Genomic DNA, 13,802 nt, shown 5'->3' on the forward strand with positions numbered 1-13,802 from the left:
AATATTTTTGATTTTGGTTAGTAGATTGTATAGAGGAGAAGATATGTCAGAAGCGAAAATTCAAGCCTTTGAGCAGGATACGATTATTCAGACCTATTTTGAAAAATTAAAAGTCTTGATTTCAAAGAAATCCATCTTTGCTCAACAGATTGGTTTACTGGATGTAGCCACTTATTTGAAAGAACTGTTTGAAGAGGCTGGGGCAACTGTTGTTTTAGATGACAGCTACGCAGCGCCATTTGTCATGGCTAGGTTTGAGGCAAGTGTTCCAAATGCTAAGACCTTGATTTTTTACAATCACTATGACACTGTTCCTGCTGATGCCGATCAGGTCTGGGAGAAGGGTAAACCCTTTGAATTGACCATTTCCGATGGCTATATTTATGGTCGCGGGGTGGACGATGACAAGGGCCATATCACAGCCCGTTTATCTGCCCTGAAAAAATACCAGGCTAGACAGAATGGTCAGCTCCCTGTTAATATCATCTTTATTATGGAGGGGGCAGAAGAGTCAGCCTCTGTCGACTTGGATAAGTATCTTTCAAAATACAAAGAATACTTGATTGGTGCTGATTTGCTGGTCTGGGAGCAGGGGCATCGCAATAGCCTCCATCAGCTAGAAATTGCTGGGGGAAATAAGGGAATTGTGACCTTCGATCTTCAGGTCAAATCAGCTGACTTGGATATTCATTCTTCCTATGGAGGTGTCATTGATTCGGCAAGCTGGTACTTATTATCAGCACTTCAATCCATGCGGGCTGCAGATGGACGAATCCTTGTAGATGGCATTTACGATCAGGTTCAAGAACCAAATGAACGTGAACTAGCCTTGGTTGAGGAATTTGCGTTGGCGACCAGTCAGTCTATGAAGGAGATTTATGGCTTGACTCTTCCAACCTTGGTAGAAGATCGGCGCGAGTTTCTCAAGCGTTTGTATTTTGAACCATCGATTACCATTGAAGGCTTGTCAACTGGCTATCTTGGTCAAGGTGTCAAGACCATCATTCCTGCCCAGGCTTCTGCTAAGATGGAAGTTCGTTTGGTGCCGGGTTTGGACCCCCATGATGTTTTGGACAAAATTCGCCAGCATTTAGCTAAGCATGGTTTTGAACAGGTAGAAGTTATCTTTACCTTGGGTGAGAAGAGTTATCGAAGTGATATGTCAGCTCCAGCCATTGTCAATGTGATTGAATTGGCTAAAAAGTTGACCCCAGAGGGTGTGGCAGTTTTACCTACCTCGCCAGGTACTGGACCCATGCACACCGTCTTTCATGCTTTAGGAGTGCCGATTGCGGGCTTTGGTCTGGGTAATGCCAACAGTCGTGACCATGCAGGTGATGAGAATGTCAGCATTGCTGACTACTATAGCCATGTTGAATTAGTAGAGGAGTTAATAGCAAGTTATGAGTAAGGAAATGATTAAGCTAGATAATATTGATGTAACCTTTCAGCAGAAAAAACGGACCATTGAAGCGGTCAAGGATGTGACCATTCATATCAATCAAAGGGATATTTACGGTATCGTAGGTTATTCTGGAGCTGGTAAATCTACCCTTGTTCGTGTCATCAATTTATTGCAGGTTCCGTCTGCGGGTAAGATTACCATTGATGAGGATGTGATTTACGAGGGGGACAAGGTTACTCTGACCCCAGCTCAATTGCGGAGCAAACGCCGTGAGATTGGCATGATTTTCCAGCATTTCAATCTGATGGCGCAGATGACAGCAGAAGAAAACGTGGCCTTTGCCCTTAAGCATTCGGGTTTGAGCAAGGAAGAGAAGAAGGAAAAGGTTGCTAAGTTGTTGGACTTGGTTGGGCTTTCTGACCGTGCTGAAAACTACCCAGCTCAGTTGTCCGGTGGTCAAAAGCAACGTGTTGCCATTGCGCGTGCCTTGGCAAATGACCCTAAAATCTTGATTTCTGATGAGTCTACTTCTGCCTTGGATCCGAAAACGACTAAGCAGATTTTGGCACTCTTGCAGGAGTTGAATGAAAAATTGGGCTTGACTATTGTCATGATTACCCATGAGATGCAGATTGTAAAAGATATTTGTAACCGTGTGGCGGTTATGCAGGATGGTCGCTTGATTGAAGAAGGTTCAGTGTTAGAAATCTTCTCTCATCCAAAAGAAGAATTGACCCAGGATTTCATCAAAACAGCAACAGGAATTGATGAAGCCTTGGTGAAAATTTACCAGCAGGATATTGTTCAGAATTTGCCTGAAAATAGCATTTTAGTGCAACTCAAGTATGCTGGTTCCAATACGGATACGGCGATTGTCAATGACTTATATAAATTCTATCAAGTGTCGGCCAATATTCTTTATGGTAATATTGAGATATTGGACCATACGCCAGTCGGTGAAATGGTAGTCATTCTCTCAGGAGAACCTGGACAGTTACACCGTGCTTTAGAAGCTGTGACAGAGGCCCGTGTAGAAGTGACGATTTTGAAAGGAGCGAACTAGATGTTAGAATGGATTCAAACGAATTTTCCAGATATTTATAAATTGGGCTGGGATGGTCAGACAGGCTGGTTAACGCATTTTAATTTAACCCTCTATATGACCTTTGTTTCCTTTGCTTTTGGTGGTTTTATGGGCTTGGTGTCCGGTTTGTTCTTAGTTCTGACAGGTCCACGTGGGGTCATTGCTAATAAGACTGCCTACTGGATTTTGGACAAGGTGGCTTCGATTTTCCGTGCCATTCCCTTCATTATCTTGTTGGCGGCGATTTCTCCCTTAACCAAAATTATTGTTGGCAAAACCATTGGTACAGAGGCAGCCTTGGTGCCTCTAGCCCTGTCAGTCTTTCCCTTCTTTGCCCGTCAGGTTGAAGTGGTCTTGTCAGAATTGGATCGCGGTGTCATTGAGGCTGCTCAGGCTTCAGGAGCGACCTTCTGGGATATTGTCTTTGTCTATCTACGTGAGGGGCTGCCCGACTTAATTCGTGTGACAACCTTGACCCTGGTTTCCTTGGTAGGCTATACAGCCATGGCTGGGGCTATCGGTGCTGGTGGTTTGGGGCAGGTTGCACTATCCTACGGTTACTTGCGCTACAATGATGATGTGACCTTCCTTGCGACCTTTTTGATTTTGGTTATCATCTTTGCCATTCAATTCATTGGTGATTTCTTGACCAGAAAGATTAGTCATAGATAATAGGCTAACATTTTTTCAATTGTTGGCTTGTCCTTGACATTCTCTCTGGGATTTTATACAATAAATTTAATTAAATAAACACTACCACCGGGTAGTCATGCAACAGCATTTTATGAACATCGTTAGGTCTTAGAAGATGTTCATAGAGTGCTGGTTTTTGTATAAAAGGAGTGAGAATATGTCACAATTTATTGTAGATTCATCGTTTTGGAATTTATTTCCAGATGCAAAAATCGGAGTGTTATTATTGAAGGGGTATAAAACGCCGGCGCAATCGCCTGATGAATTAGTGAAATTACTGGAAGAAAGCAACGGAATTGCCCAGAAATTTCTTACGGAAGATACCTTTAGTGAGAATGAGGTCATTCGTACATATCGTCAAGCCTATCAAAAATTTAAAACAAAAAAAGGCGCGCGTTCTAGTATCGAAGCCCTTTTGAAACGTTCAACTAGTGACCGTCCAGTCACAACAATTTCTCCATTAGTGGACATTTATAATGCGGCGAGTTTACGTTTTGGTCTTCCATGTGGTGCTGAAGATTTAGATACATTTGTAGGCAATCTCCAACTAACGGTCACTGAGGGTGGGGATGAGTTTTATCTGATTGGTGATGAAACCAATAATCCAACTCTACCAGGTGAAGTTTGCTATAAGGATGATAAAGGCGCCGTTTGTCGCTGTTTCAATTGGCGCGATGGTGAGCGAACCATGATTACGGATGAGACAAAGAATGCCTTCTTGGTCATGGAGTTGGTCAATTCTGATAGAGTAGAAGATTTGGAAAATGCCCTAGATTTTATCAGTCAACAGGCAGAAAACTTCTTGGGAGTAGTACCAGAAAAATATCTACTAGATTGCGATAGGCCTGCAATAGCCTTGTAGGATTTGTCAGCGGGGATTGTGTTCGGATATATAGTGGTCTTTCTAGACAAATGCTGGTTTTTCTGCTACAATACTAAGCATGAAAGAAGGTTGTTTCAAAAGCCTGTCTAGCGAGCTTGGGAGAGTGAAAGCCAAGCCAGTCTTGAAATAATTGGCGCTTTCCCAGTCGTGACCATGTCCGACTCCATCAGAATCATACAAATGAAGTAATAAATTAGGGTGGAACCGCGTTCTCAACGCCCCTATGTCTGTTGACAGGGGAAGAGAATGTGGTTCTTTTTCTGTTTTACCAAAGAGGAAAGAGAGGATATGAAGAATTTTTATCTAGTGGATAGCCAAGAACAGCTGTTTAACTATCAGCAATTTGTCTCAAAATACGAGGCAAAATGGCATGACTATATCCATTTTCTAAGGAAGGAATATCAAGTTCGTGATTTGCCCCAAGCCCTTATCTGGGCAAATGAAGAAGCCGCAAGAAAATTACTTGGCCAAAGTCCCGTACCAGCCTACACTAATGATATCCGCATGGTCATGACACCAGACTTAGCAGTTTGGAAAAAGATTTACCAGCATCAACTAGATAGCTACGAGAACAGCCCAGACTTGCAGACATTGAGTGCTCACTACAAAGGTTTGTCGGAAAATCATCTGTTGCAAATTATCGGTCATGAGCTGGCGCATTGGTCAGACCTTTTTCTGGATGACTTTGCGGACTATGATGCAAACATCTGGTTTGAAGAGGGCATGGTCGAGTACATCAGCAGACAGTATTTTTTGACGGAAGAAGAGTTTGCTCAAGAGCGGTTCTGTAATCAGCTCTTGGTTGACCTCTTTCAAGAAAAACACGGCTGGCATTCCTTGGATGCTTTTGGAAAATCCACTTACGAAGGAGATTACGCGAGTATTTTTTACGAGTACTGGCGAAGTTTTCTCACCATTGACCAGTTAGTAGAGAAAGTAGGTTCGGTCCAAGCACTTTTTGAAACCTATCATAAATGGGCGCAGTTAGACCAAAGCATTTCGCTACTCAACTGGTTTGTGCAGGAAGAATTATTAGAAAAAGAAATTTAAAAAGAAACAGGAGTAACTTATGTCTAAAAAATTTACTTTTCAGGAAATTATCCTGACCTTACAACAATTTTGGAATGAGCAGGGCTGCTTGCTCATGCAGGCTTATGATACGGAAAAAGGTGCGGGTACCATGAGTCCCTACACTTTCTTGCGTGCTATAGGTCCTGAGCCATGGAATGCGGCTTATGTGGAGCCGTCTCGTCGTCCTGCGGACGGTCGCTATGGGGAAAACCCAAACCGTCTCTATCAGCACCACCAATTCCAAGTGGTGATGAAGCCGTCGCCTTCTAACATCCAAGAACTCTACTTGGAATCTTTGGAGCGTTTGGGCATCAATCCTTTGGAACATGACATTCGTTTCGTTGAGGACAACTGGGAAAACCCGTCAACAGGATCAGCTGGTCTGGGTTGGGAAGTTTGGTTGGACGGTATGGAAATCACGCAGTTTACCTATTTCCAACAGGTTGGTGGCTTGGCGACAGGTCCAGTCACAGCCGAAGTAACCTATGGTTTGGAGCGTTTGGCTTCTTACATCCAAGAAGTTGATTCCGTTTACGATATCGAATGGGCAGACGGCGTTAAATATGGCGAAATCTTCATCCAGCCAGAGTATGAGCATTCAAAATATTCCTTTGAAGTATCAGACCAAGATATGCTCCTTGAAAACTTTACTAAGTTTGAAAAAGAAGCAGAGCGGGCTTTGGAAGAAGGCTTGGTTCACCCAGCCTTTGACTATGTACTCAAATGCTCTCATACCTTTAATCTGCTCGATGCCCGTGGAGCTGTGTCTGTAACTGAGCGTGCAGGCTACATTGCTCGTATCCGTAACCTTGCCCGTGTCGTTGCCAAGACCTTTGTGGCAGAGCGGAAAAAACTAGGCTTCCCACTCTTGGATGAAGCAACACGAGCAGAATTGTTGAAGGAGGACGCAGAATAATGGCGGTAGAACCTGAACAGAATGACAATGACAAGGCTATTGTGTTGAAAATCTGGCTGGAATTTACACAAGAATTCCAGGGAGAAGTATCAAATCAAGAACTTGGTGAGTCAATTCGTAAATGGTTGAAAGAGGAATTAAATCTTGATTGTCTAGAAGATGGTATTATATGTCAACTAGATAATGACAATAGTCGGAGGGTTTTATTTGGTTTTGTCGAAATTAACATTGATCACTCTGACACAATTTTTCAAAATATACAAACTAAGAAATTTATCTCTATAACTAAGGGGACTACAATAGTGAATGTGCTCAATGTAGAAAAAATAGAAATTGCAGAGGAAGATTATGACCAAAAATTTACTTGTTGAACTTGGCTTGGAAGAAATTCCTGCCTACATCGTAACCCCAGCCATGTACCAGTTGCGTGACCGCATGGCGACTTTTTTGACAGACAATCGCTTGGCTTTTGACAGCATCGATGTCTTTTCAACACCACGCCGTTTGGCTGTTCGTGTCCGTGGTTTGGCGGACCAGCAGACTGATTTGACAGAAGATTTCAAGGGTCCTGCTAAGAAGATTGCCTTGGACGCAGACGGAAACTTCACCAAGGCGGCTGAAGGTTTTGTCCGTGGTAAAGGCTTGACGACAGCGGACATCGAATTCCGCGAGATTAAGGGCGAAGAGTATGTCTATGTGACCAAGCATGAGGCGGGTCAGCCAGCCAAGGCAGTCTTGGCGGGTATTCCAGAGGTCTTGAAGGCTATGACCTTCCCTGTCAGCATGAACTGGGCATCCAACAAATTCGCTTACATCCGTCCTGTTCACACCTTGACCGTTCTCTTGGACGATGAAGCATTGGCTATGGACTTCTTGGACATTTCATCAGCTCGTATCAGTCGTGGTCATCGTTTCCTTGGAAATGAAACCGAGATTGCAAGTGCAGATTCTTACGAGGCTGACTTGCGTGCACAGTTTGTCATTACAGACCCCGCAGAGCGTAAAAATATGATCGTCGAGCAAATCAAGTCTATCGAGGACAAATACAATGTGACAGTTGAGATAGATGAGGACCTGCTCAATGAAGTTCTCAACTTGGTCGAGTATCCAACTGCCTTCATGGGTTCCTTTGACACCAAGTATTTGGAAGTGCCAGAAGAAGTCTTGGTCACTTCCATGAAAAACCACCAACGTTACTTCGTGGTGCGTGATAAGGCTGGCAAACTCTTGCCAAACTTCATCTCCGTCCGTAACGGGAATGACCAGTACCTTGACAATGTCATCAAAGGGAATGAAAAAGTCTTGGTAGCACGTTTGGAAGACGGCGAATTCTTCTGGCGTGAAGACCAAAAACTCAAGATTGCTGACTTGGTGGAACGCCTCAAAGTCGTGACCTTCCATGAGAAAATCGGCTCACTTTACGAGCACATGGAACGTACAAAGGTTATCGCAGAAAAACTGGCTGACTTGGCAGGCTTGTCTGCGGACGAAAAAGCAGATGTGGCACGTGCGTCGGACATCTACAAGTTTGACCTCTTGACAGGTATGGTCGGCGAGTTTGATGAATTGCAAGGGATTATGGGTGAGAAATACGCTCTTCTTGCAGGGGAAAAACCTGCGGTGGCAGCAGCAATCCGTGAGCACTACCTGCCAAACTCAGCAGAAGGCGAATTGCCTGAAAGCAAGGTTGGTGCGGTCTTGGCACTGGCTGATAAATTCGACACTCTCCTATCCTTCTTCTCAGTTGGCTTGATTCCTTCTGGCTCAAACGACCCTTACGCTCTTCGTCGTGCGACACAGGGTATCGTTCGAATCTTGGAAGCCTTTGGCTGGGAAATTCCATTGGATCAGTTGATTGCGGAGTTGTACAACTTGAATTTTGCTAGCTTGACCTATGACAACCAGCCAGCTGTGATGGACTTTATCCGTGCTCGTGTAGAGAAGATGATGGATAAGGCGATTCCGAAAGACATCCGCGAGGCTGTACTGGCTAGCTCAACCTTTGTGGTCAGACTGCAACTGGCAGCCAGCTCTGCTATTTTCCAAAAATCAAAAGAGGCTGACTACAAGGAAGCCGTGGAAAACTTGTCACGGGTCTTCAACTTGGCTGAAAAGGCGGAGGCGACTGCGATTGACGAGGCACTCTTTGAAAATGAGCAGGAGAAAGCACTTGCTGCAGCAGTATCTAGCTTGGAATTGACGGAAGACATGGCAGGCAACTTGGACAAGCTATTTGCTCTCAGCCCAGTCATCGCAGCCTTCTTCGACAATACCATGGTCATGGCAGAGGATGCAGCAGTCAAAGCCAACCGCTTGGCAGTGCTGAAAGCCTTGGCAGATAAGGCTTCAGCAGTAGCTGTTTTCAATCTTTTGAATAGTAAGTAGGAGGTATTCATGGAACAAGCAAAAATCGATCGCATCAATGAATTGGCCCGCAAGAAAAAGGCGGAGGGCTTGACAGAAGCGGAGTTGCAGGAACAGGCAGCTCTTCGTGAGGAGTACATCGAGGGCTACCGCCGTAGTGTGCGTGCCCATGTCGAAGGTATCAAGGTCGTCGATGAGGATGGCAATGATGTGACACCTGAGAAACTCCGCCAAGTCCAACGTGAGAAAGGCTTGCACGGACGTAGCTTGGACGACCCTAATTCCTAAGAATAAGGTTGCTAAAAAAAACAAGCAAAGACTAGGTTTCCTAGTCTTTTTCTGTTATACTATATCAAAAGGAGGTTTGCTATGAAAAAAGTGTGGAATTGGTTTGTGATTGGGCTTTCTATCCTATTAAGCTTTGTTGGAGCATGTTATTGTTTCATTGGTATGGAGGAAGTGCTTCCTATTCAGTCGGATGAGGGCATCTTTTTAATTGTTGGTCTAGGCTATATCTGGTTTATGGGAACACTCTATCTGACCCTCATTCTTCATGAATTGGGGCATGCCTTCTTTGGTTGGTTGACAGGTTTTGACTTGGTGGCGCTTGGCTTGGGTAATCGCTTGTTGGTCAAGACTGATCAAGGATGGAAATGGAAGAAAACCGTGATTGTGCAAGGGGCAGCTGCTCAGTATATCGGGGTCAAAAGAGACGAGAATGACCCACGGGCAATTTTGATGTTTGCAGGTGGCCTGATTGTTCATCTTGTTCTAGTCTTGCTTTCTGCTTTGATGGGAATTTTGACGGGGAAGTGGGGGCTACCATTATCGCAAATTCTTCTCAATCTATCTTTATTCATTCTCAATGCCAACCCTTCTGGTTTCTTGGATGGTGCTAAGATACAAGAGTTGCGTGCTCATCCCGAATATAGCCAACTGACCCATCGTGGGCTTCGTCATGCAGCTCAAGTTATGGTGGATCCGACTGCTGCCAACTTGAGTGACTTTGTTTTGGATCTCCCAATCTTGCCAGGGCATTTACCACAAACGCATTACCTCAACTGGACAGAAGTCATGATCTTTAAGGGAGAGTATCGACCAGCTCAAGTGCGTTTGGAACAATTGATCGCCACATCCGATAATGATTACATCATCAAAGCAAGCAAACTTATTTTGTTGGAAGTCTATATCTTGCAGGGGTTGGAAGATGAAGCTAGGGAGTTAGGTCAGGACAAACAGGTCAAGGCTCTGCTCAAGTACCCTATGGGAAATTACCAAGTCATCGCGGCTCTCTACCATCAGCGAATTTCACATGATAACAAGGCCTTGAAGAAATCACTGGCTCAGGCTAAAAAAATGTTGCCAAACAGTCCGCTTTTGGCTGATGAACAGATTTATTATAGCAAGCTCTTGAGAGAAGTTGAGTTAGAAAGTCAATTGCCATAGTAGATTATTTTGACTTGTATTTGCGATAAAATTTATGTTAAAATAGGTACAGAAACAAATAGATAGGGAGGTTGGTCATGAAAAAATTGATGTACACCTTGTTGGTACTTGCCTATGTTGCAATTGCTTATTTGTCGGTCTATGTCCTTCCGCACTATTATTTTGGTGCTATTATGGGGGCTGCCGGGGCCAATCTTGGTGTTAGTTTCAAACAATTCAAGGAAGTGAAAGCTTGTCCTGAGAAACCCTTTTCAGCCTATTTTAAGTGGGATAAGACAACGACAGTTATTTTATTGGTGGTTATTTTGGGACTCGTTCTTTTTGTTCATCTGCTACCAGTATCCAATGTGCAAGTCGGCTTAGCTTTCTTGGTCGGGCTTAGCTATGGTGCGTTTTGGAATATCTTGCATATCCAATTTCTTAGAAAGTATTATTTTAAAAACGCATGAGAGTTTCATGCGTTTTCTTTGTCTATATTGTTTGTCCGGCTTTCAACTTTTTCATTAAGACGATGGAGCTTGGAATGAGAACGATGATGCTACCGATCCAGGCTGCGGGATTGGCAGCTGCTGTTCCATAAAAGCCCCAATACTGCATACCGATGATGGCGACAGCCGCTCGGAAAATCAATTCCCCAAAGCCTGCAAGAGTTGGAATAAAACCCTTGCCCAGTCCCTGGATAAAGCTACGAAGAATAAAGAGGCTGGCTACAATCCAGTAACAAATCCCGTTGATGATGTAGTAGATAAGGGCCAAATCCAATACGGTTTGACTGGCATTTGGCAGAAAGAGGCCGGAGAAGAAGCGGTTGCCCAGGATGAGTAGGAGGGCAAATACTAGTGCCCAAGCGATGTTTAGAACCAAGGCCTGACGGACACCTTCTCGGATCCGTTCGTAGAGCTTGGCCCCATAGTTCTGGGCTGTAAAGGTTGCGATGGCTAGCCCAAGATTGACCATGGGCAGCATAGCTAGCTGGTCAGTACGGAGGGCAATAGCTTGGGCAGCAATAGCATCCGTGCCCAGTTGGTTGACCATGAATTGTAGGGTCATGGCTCCGATAGCGATAATACTGGCTTGAAAGCCCATGGGAAAAGCTAGTTGTGCGTGTTTCTTGAGATTGTCTTTGTCTAATTTTATATCAGATAAGCCGATATGGTATTGGGGAACCTTACGGGCAATGTAAAAAATCAAAAAGAGAACAGAACAGGCTTGGGCTGTAATGGTAGCAAAACCAGCTCCGAAAACACCCCATTTCATGACTAGAATGAAGAAAAAGTCCAAACCGATATTGATAAAACAAGCGATGATTAGGGCAATCAGAGGTGTCTTAGAATCCCCTAAACTTCGTAAGGCTGAAGAGAGGAAATTATAAAAAATGGTAAAGGTAAGTCCTCCGAACATGGCAGTCAGAAAGGCATGAGAATGTGGAAGAATGCTGGTAGGTGTCCTCATCAAAACTAAAATCGGTTTCAAAAAGACTAAGGCAAGGAGTGTCAATACTAGACTGATGAGGAAGGAGTAGAAAAGTCCATGGACAAAGGATTTTTTCAGCTCATCAAAGTCACCTGCCCCAAAGCGTTGGGCAGAAATGATGGTCAGACCATTGGTCACTCCTTGTGCAAAACCGATGATGAGAAAAATCAAGCTGGCAGTTGAGCCGACACTGGCAAAGGCTTCTTTTCCCAGGGTATGACCCACAATCATAGAATCGGCAAAGTTATAGGCCAATTGGAAAAAAGAACCAATCAGTAAGGGGATGGCAAATTGTAAGATGACAATAATTGGTTTCCCTTTTGTTAAATCGTTCATGCATTCTCCTTTGTTAACAGACGAGAAGCCTACTAGGAGTTTTATCCTCTAGTAGGCTTTTTCAATATTTTAGTTAGCTAAGTCTTCAAAGTGGTCAACGGTATTATGATCTGTAATGGCCATGATGAGTTCTTCAGTTTTGAAAACATAGTCTGGAGTTAGTTGGATATTCAATTCCTGATTTTCTCCACTACGGTAACCGATGATGTTCATCTTATAGCGTTGACGGAGCTTGAGCTCGCCCAAGGTCTTACCAATCCATTTTGCAGGCGGATGAAATTCAACGATGGAAACATTTCCTTCTAGTTCCAGGAGGCTGGTTGTGTCTTTGTGAAGAAGTTGCTTGGCCAGTGAAATACCTGTTTCTCGTTCTGGAGAGATGACCTTATCTGCACCGACACGAAGGAGAACTTCTTTAGCGGTTGTTCCCTTTACTTTAGCAACAACCATGGGAACGCCGAGAACCTTGGTATGCATGACAGCGAGAACGCTAGATTCTAAATTCTCACCAGTAGCAACCACGACAGCATCACAGTTCCCGATGCCAGCAGCACGTAGGATAGAACGGTCGGTTATATCTCCAACAATCCCTCGCGTGAGAATGGGTTCAAGATGGTTAATTTGTTGTTCGTGGTTATCAATGGCAATGATGTTGCAATCATAATTATGTAGGGTCTTGGCAATGGTTGTACCGAATACTCCTAAGCCTAGTATTCCGATAGTATAGTTTGGCATGATTTCTCCTTTATACAAGCATAGATGATTTGGCGTATTGTAGGCTTTCCTGTTTAGATGCTTTACGGAGGGAAAGGCTAGCTAGAATAGATAGAGGCCCTATGCGGCCGAAAAACATGAGAGCCATGATAACTGCCTGTCCTGCCATGGTGAGTGATGGGGTCAGGTTGGCAGTCACTCCAACGGTTGCTAGGGCTGACATGACCTCAAAGACCAAGAAGAGCAAGGGTTGCTGCCTATCTGTGATAACTAAAGCAAACAAGCCTGTCAAAAAGACCAAAAGAAAGACAGAAAAGGTCGCAAAAGCCTTGCGGATGGTCAGGCTATCAATGGTTCGACCAAGGAAGTTGGTATGGGGCAGTCCCAAAATCTCGCTACGGGCATAGAGGACCAGAGTGAGAAAGGCAGTAATTTTAATTCCTCCCGCCGTTCCTCCTGGTGCTCCCCCCAGCATCATCTGAAAGATATAGATCAGCAGGGTGATAGGAGCTGCGGTGGTGTAGTCAATACTAGCAAATCCCGCCGTTCTCATGGTCACAGTCTGGAAAAAACTTGCTAGTAGTTTGTGACCAAAGGATAGATGACCGATGGTAGCAGGGTTGTTCCACTCTGTAAGTAAGGTTAATAGGGTACCACAGCTCAAAATCGTGGCAGTCAAACCTAGAACTACCTTGGTATGAAAGCCTAGTTTACGAAGATGGAATTTTTGCCCAAGCTGGGTTTGCAAATCAAACCAGACAGAGAAGCCCAGTCCTCCCATGATGATTAGGCTGGCTAAGGTTAGGTTAATCAAGGGATTGTCAACATAGCGGACAATACTGGTGGCGCCGAAATTATCAAAACCAGCATTACAGAAGGCTGAAACGGATAGGAATATGGAAGTAAATATCCCCCTAGCCCAACCAAATTCTGGTACGAAGTGCAGAGATAAGAGAATAGCTCCCAGTGTTTCAATGGCTAGGGTGAAGCCGAAAACAGACTTGAGAAAATTTCTAAAATGTTTTGTGTCAGAGCGATTGAGGGCTTCTTGGAGAGTTGCCATACTCATAAAATTGATTTTCCGACCACCTCGTAGGGCAAAGAGGCCAATAAAACCAACCAGGCTCAGTCCACCAATCTGAATGAGTAGCATACAGATGATTTGACCAACTGTAGAATAGGTATCGGCAACAGCTTTTGTAAACAATCCAGTCACGCAAACCATGGACACAGAGGTAAAGAGGTGGTCCCAGTAACGGGCATTAGATGTAGGAACTTGTGAAATGGGCAGACTAAGTAAGAGGGAGCCAAGGAGAATGACCAGCAGAAAGCTGAGAATAATTCGTTGGCTGGGAGTAAGGTGTATCTTAAATGCTTTCATAAAGCTACCTTTTCAAAAAATAAAGATGAGCATATT

Annotated in this window: 14 protein-coding genes; 11 read left to right on the forward strand and 3 right to left on the reverse strand. The window is 44.2% G+C overall.

Annotated features, from left to right (window positions below; all coding sequences use genetic code 11):
* Positions 1 to 43 precede the first annotated feature (43 nt).
* The 11 genes from ACEE44_RS05830 (at position 44) to ACEE44_RS05880 (ending at position 10,311) form a co-directional block, all read left to right on the forward strand.
* A complete protein-coding gene (locus ACEE44_RS05830; RefSeq protein WP_449171586.1) occupies positions 44 to 1,411 on the forward strand; it encodes a M20/M25/M40 family metallo-hydrolase in 1,368 nt (455 codons plus the stop codon).
* A complete protein-coding gene (locus ACEE44_RS05835) occupies positions 1,404 to 2,468 on the forward strand; it encodes a methionine ABC transporter ATP-binding protein (protein ID WP_449171587.1) in 1,065 nt (354 codons plus the stop codon). Before ACEE44_RS05830 ends, ACEE44_RS05835 begins: the two co-directional genes overlap by 8 nt.
* Positions 2,469 to 3,161, forward strand: coding sequence for an ABC transporter permease subunit (locus ACEE44_RS05840; protein ID WP_172023888.1), 693 nt, complete (start codon positions 2,469 to 2,471; stop codon positions 3,159 to 3,161). It begins immediately after the preceding gene.
* Positions 3,162 to 3,339: 178 nt separating this feature from the next.
* Positions 3,340 to 4,044 carry a B3/B4 domain-containing protein gene (locus tag ACEE44_RS05845; protein ID WP_449171588.1) on the forward strand — a complete coding sequence of 235 codons (705 nt, stop codon included), beginning with the start codon at positions 3,340 to 3,342 and terminating at the stop codon, positions 4,042 to 4,044.
* 309 nt (positions 4,045 to 4,353) lie between these two features.
* Positions 4,354 to 5,115, forward strand: a complete 762-nt coding sequence (locus tag ACEE44_RS05850; RefSeq protein WP_105112097.1) for an elongation factor Tu — start codon at positions 4,354 to 4,356, stop codon at positions 5,113 to 5,115.
* A gap of 19 nt (positions 5,116 to 5,134) precedes the next feature.
* A complete protein-coding gene (glyQ, locus tag ACEE44_RS05855) occupies positions 5,135 to 6,052 on the forward strand; it encodes a glycine--tRNA ligase subunit alpha (protein ID WP_449171589.1) in 918 nt (305 codons plus the stop codon).
* Positions 6,052 to 6,423 (forward strand): hypothetical protein, encoded by a 372-nt coding sequence (locus ACEE44_RS05860; RefSeq protein ID WP_449171590.1) that lies wholly within the window; start codon positions 6,052 to 6,054, stop codon positions 6,421 to 6,423. Before glyQ ends, ACEE44_RS05860 begins: the two co-directional genes overlap by 1 nt.
* Entirely contained in the window at positions 6,401 to 8,437 is a 2,037-nt protein-coding gene (gene glyS, locus ACEE44_RS05865; protein ID WP_449171591.1) for a glycine--tRNA ligase subunit beta, read from the forward strand. Before ACEE44_RS05860 ends, glyS begins: the two co-directional genes overlap by 23 nt.
* A gap of 9 nt (positions 8,438 to 8,446) precedes the next feature.
* A complete protein-coding gene (locus ACEE44_RS05870; protein WP_099833091.1) occupies positions 8,447 to 8,704 on the forward strand; it encodes a DUF896 family protein in 258 nt (85 codons plus the stop codon).
* Positions 8,705 to 8,785: 81 nt separating this feature from the next.
* Positions 8,786 to 9,862 carry a site-2 protease family protein gene (locus ACEE44_RS05875; protein ID WP_449171592.1) on the forward strand — a complete coding sequence of 359 codons (1,077 nt, stop codon included), beginning with the start codon at positions 8,786 to 8,788 and terminating at the stop codon, positions 9,860 to 9,862.
* Positions 9,863 to 9,939: 77 nt separating this feature from the next.
* Positions 9,940 to 10,311 (forward strand): hypothetical protein, encoded by a 372-nt coding sequence (locus tag ACEE44_RS05880; RefSeq protein ID WP_449171593.1) that lies wholly within the window; start codon positions 9,940 to 9,942, stop codon positions 10,309 to 10,311.
* Positions 10,312 to 10,333: 22 nt separating this feature from the next.
* Here the strand turns inward: ACEE44_RS05880 and ACEE44_RS05885 are convergent, their stop codons facing one another.
* The 3 genes from ACEE44_RS05885 to ACEE44_RS05895 form a co-directional block, all read right to left on the reverse strand.
* The gene (locus ACEE44_RS05885) at positions 10,334 to 11,671 is read right to left on the reverse strand and encodes an MATE family efflux transporter (RefSeq protein ID WP_449171594.1); all 1,338 of its coding nucleotides are present in this window, start codon (positions 11,669 to 11,671) and stop codon (positions 10,334 to 10,336) included.
* A gap of 69 nt (positions 11,672 to 11,740) precedes the next feature.
* Positions 11,741 to 12,406 carry a potassium channel family protein gene (locus ACEE44_RS05890; protein WP_172082613.1) on the reverse strand — a complete coding sequence of 222 codons (666 nt, stop codon included), beginning with the start codon at positions 12,404 to 12,406 and terminating at the stop codon, positions 11,741 to 11,743.
* Positions 12,407 to 12,416: 10 nt separating this feature from the next.
* Positions 12,417 to 13,766, reverse strand: coding sequence for a TrkH family potassium uptake protein (locus tag ACEE44_RS05895; RefSeq protein WP_449171595.1), 1,350 nt, complete (start codon positions 13,764 to 13,766; stop codon positions 12,417 to 12,419).
* Between the last annotated feature and the right edge of the window lie 36 nt (positions 13,767 to 13,802).

The organism is Streptococcus sp. 32226D021BW (assembly GCF_053545015.1).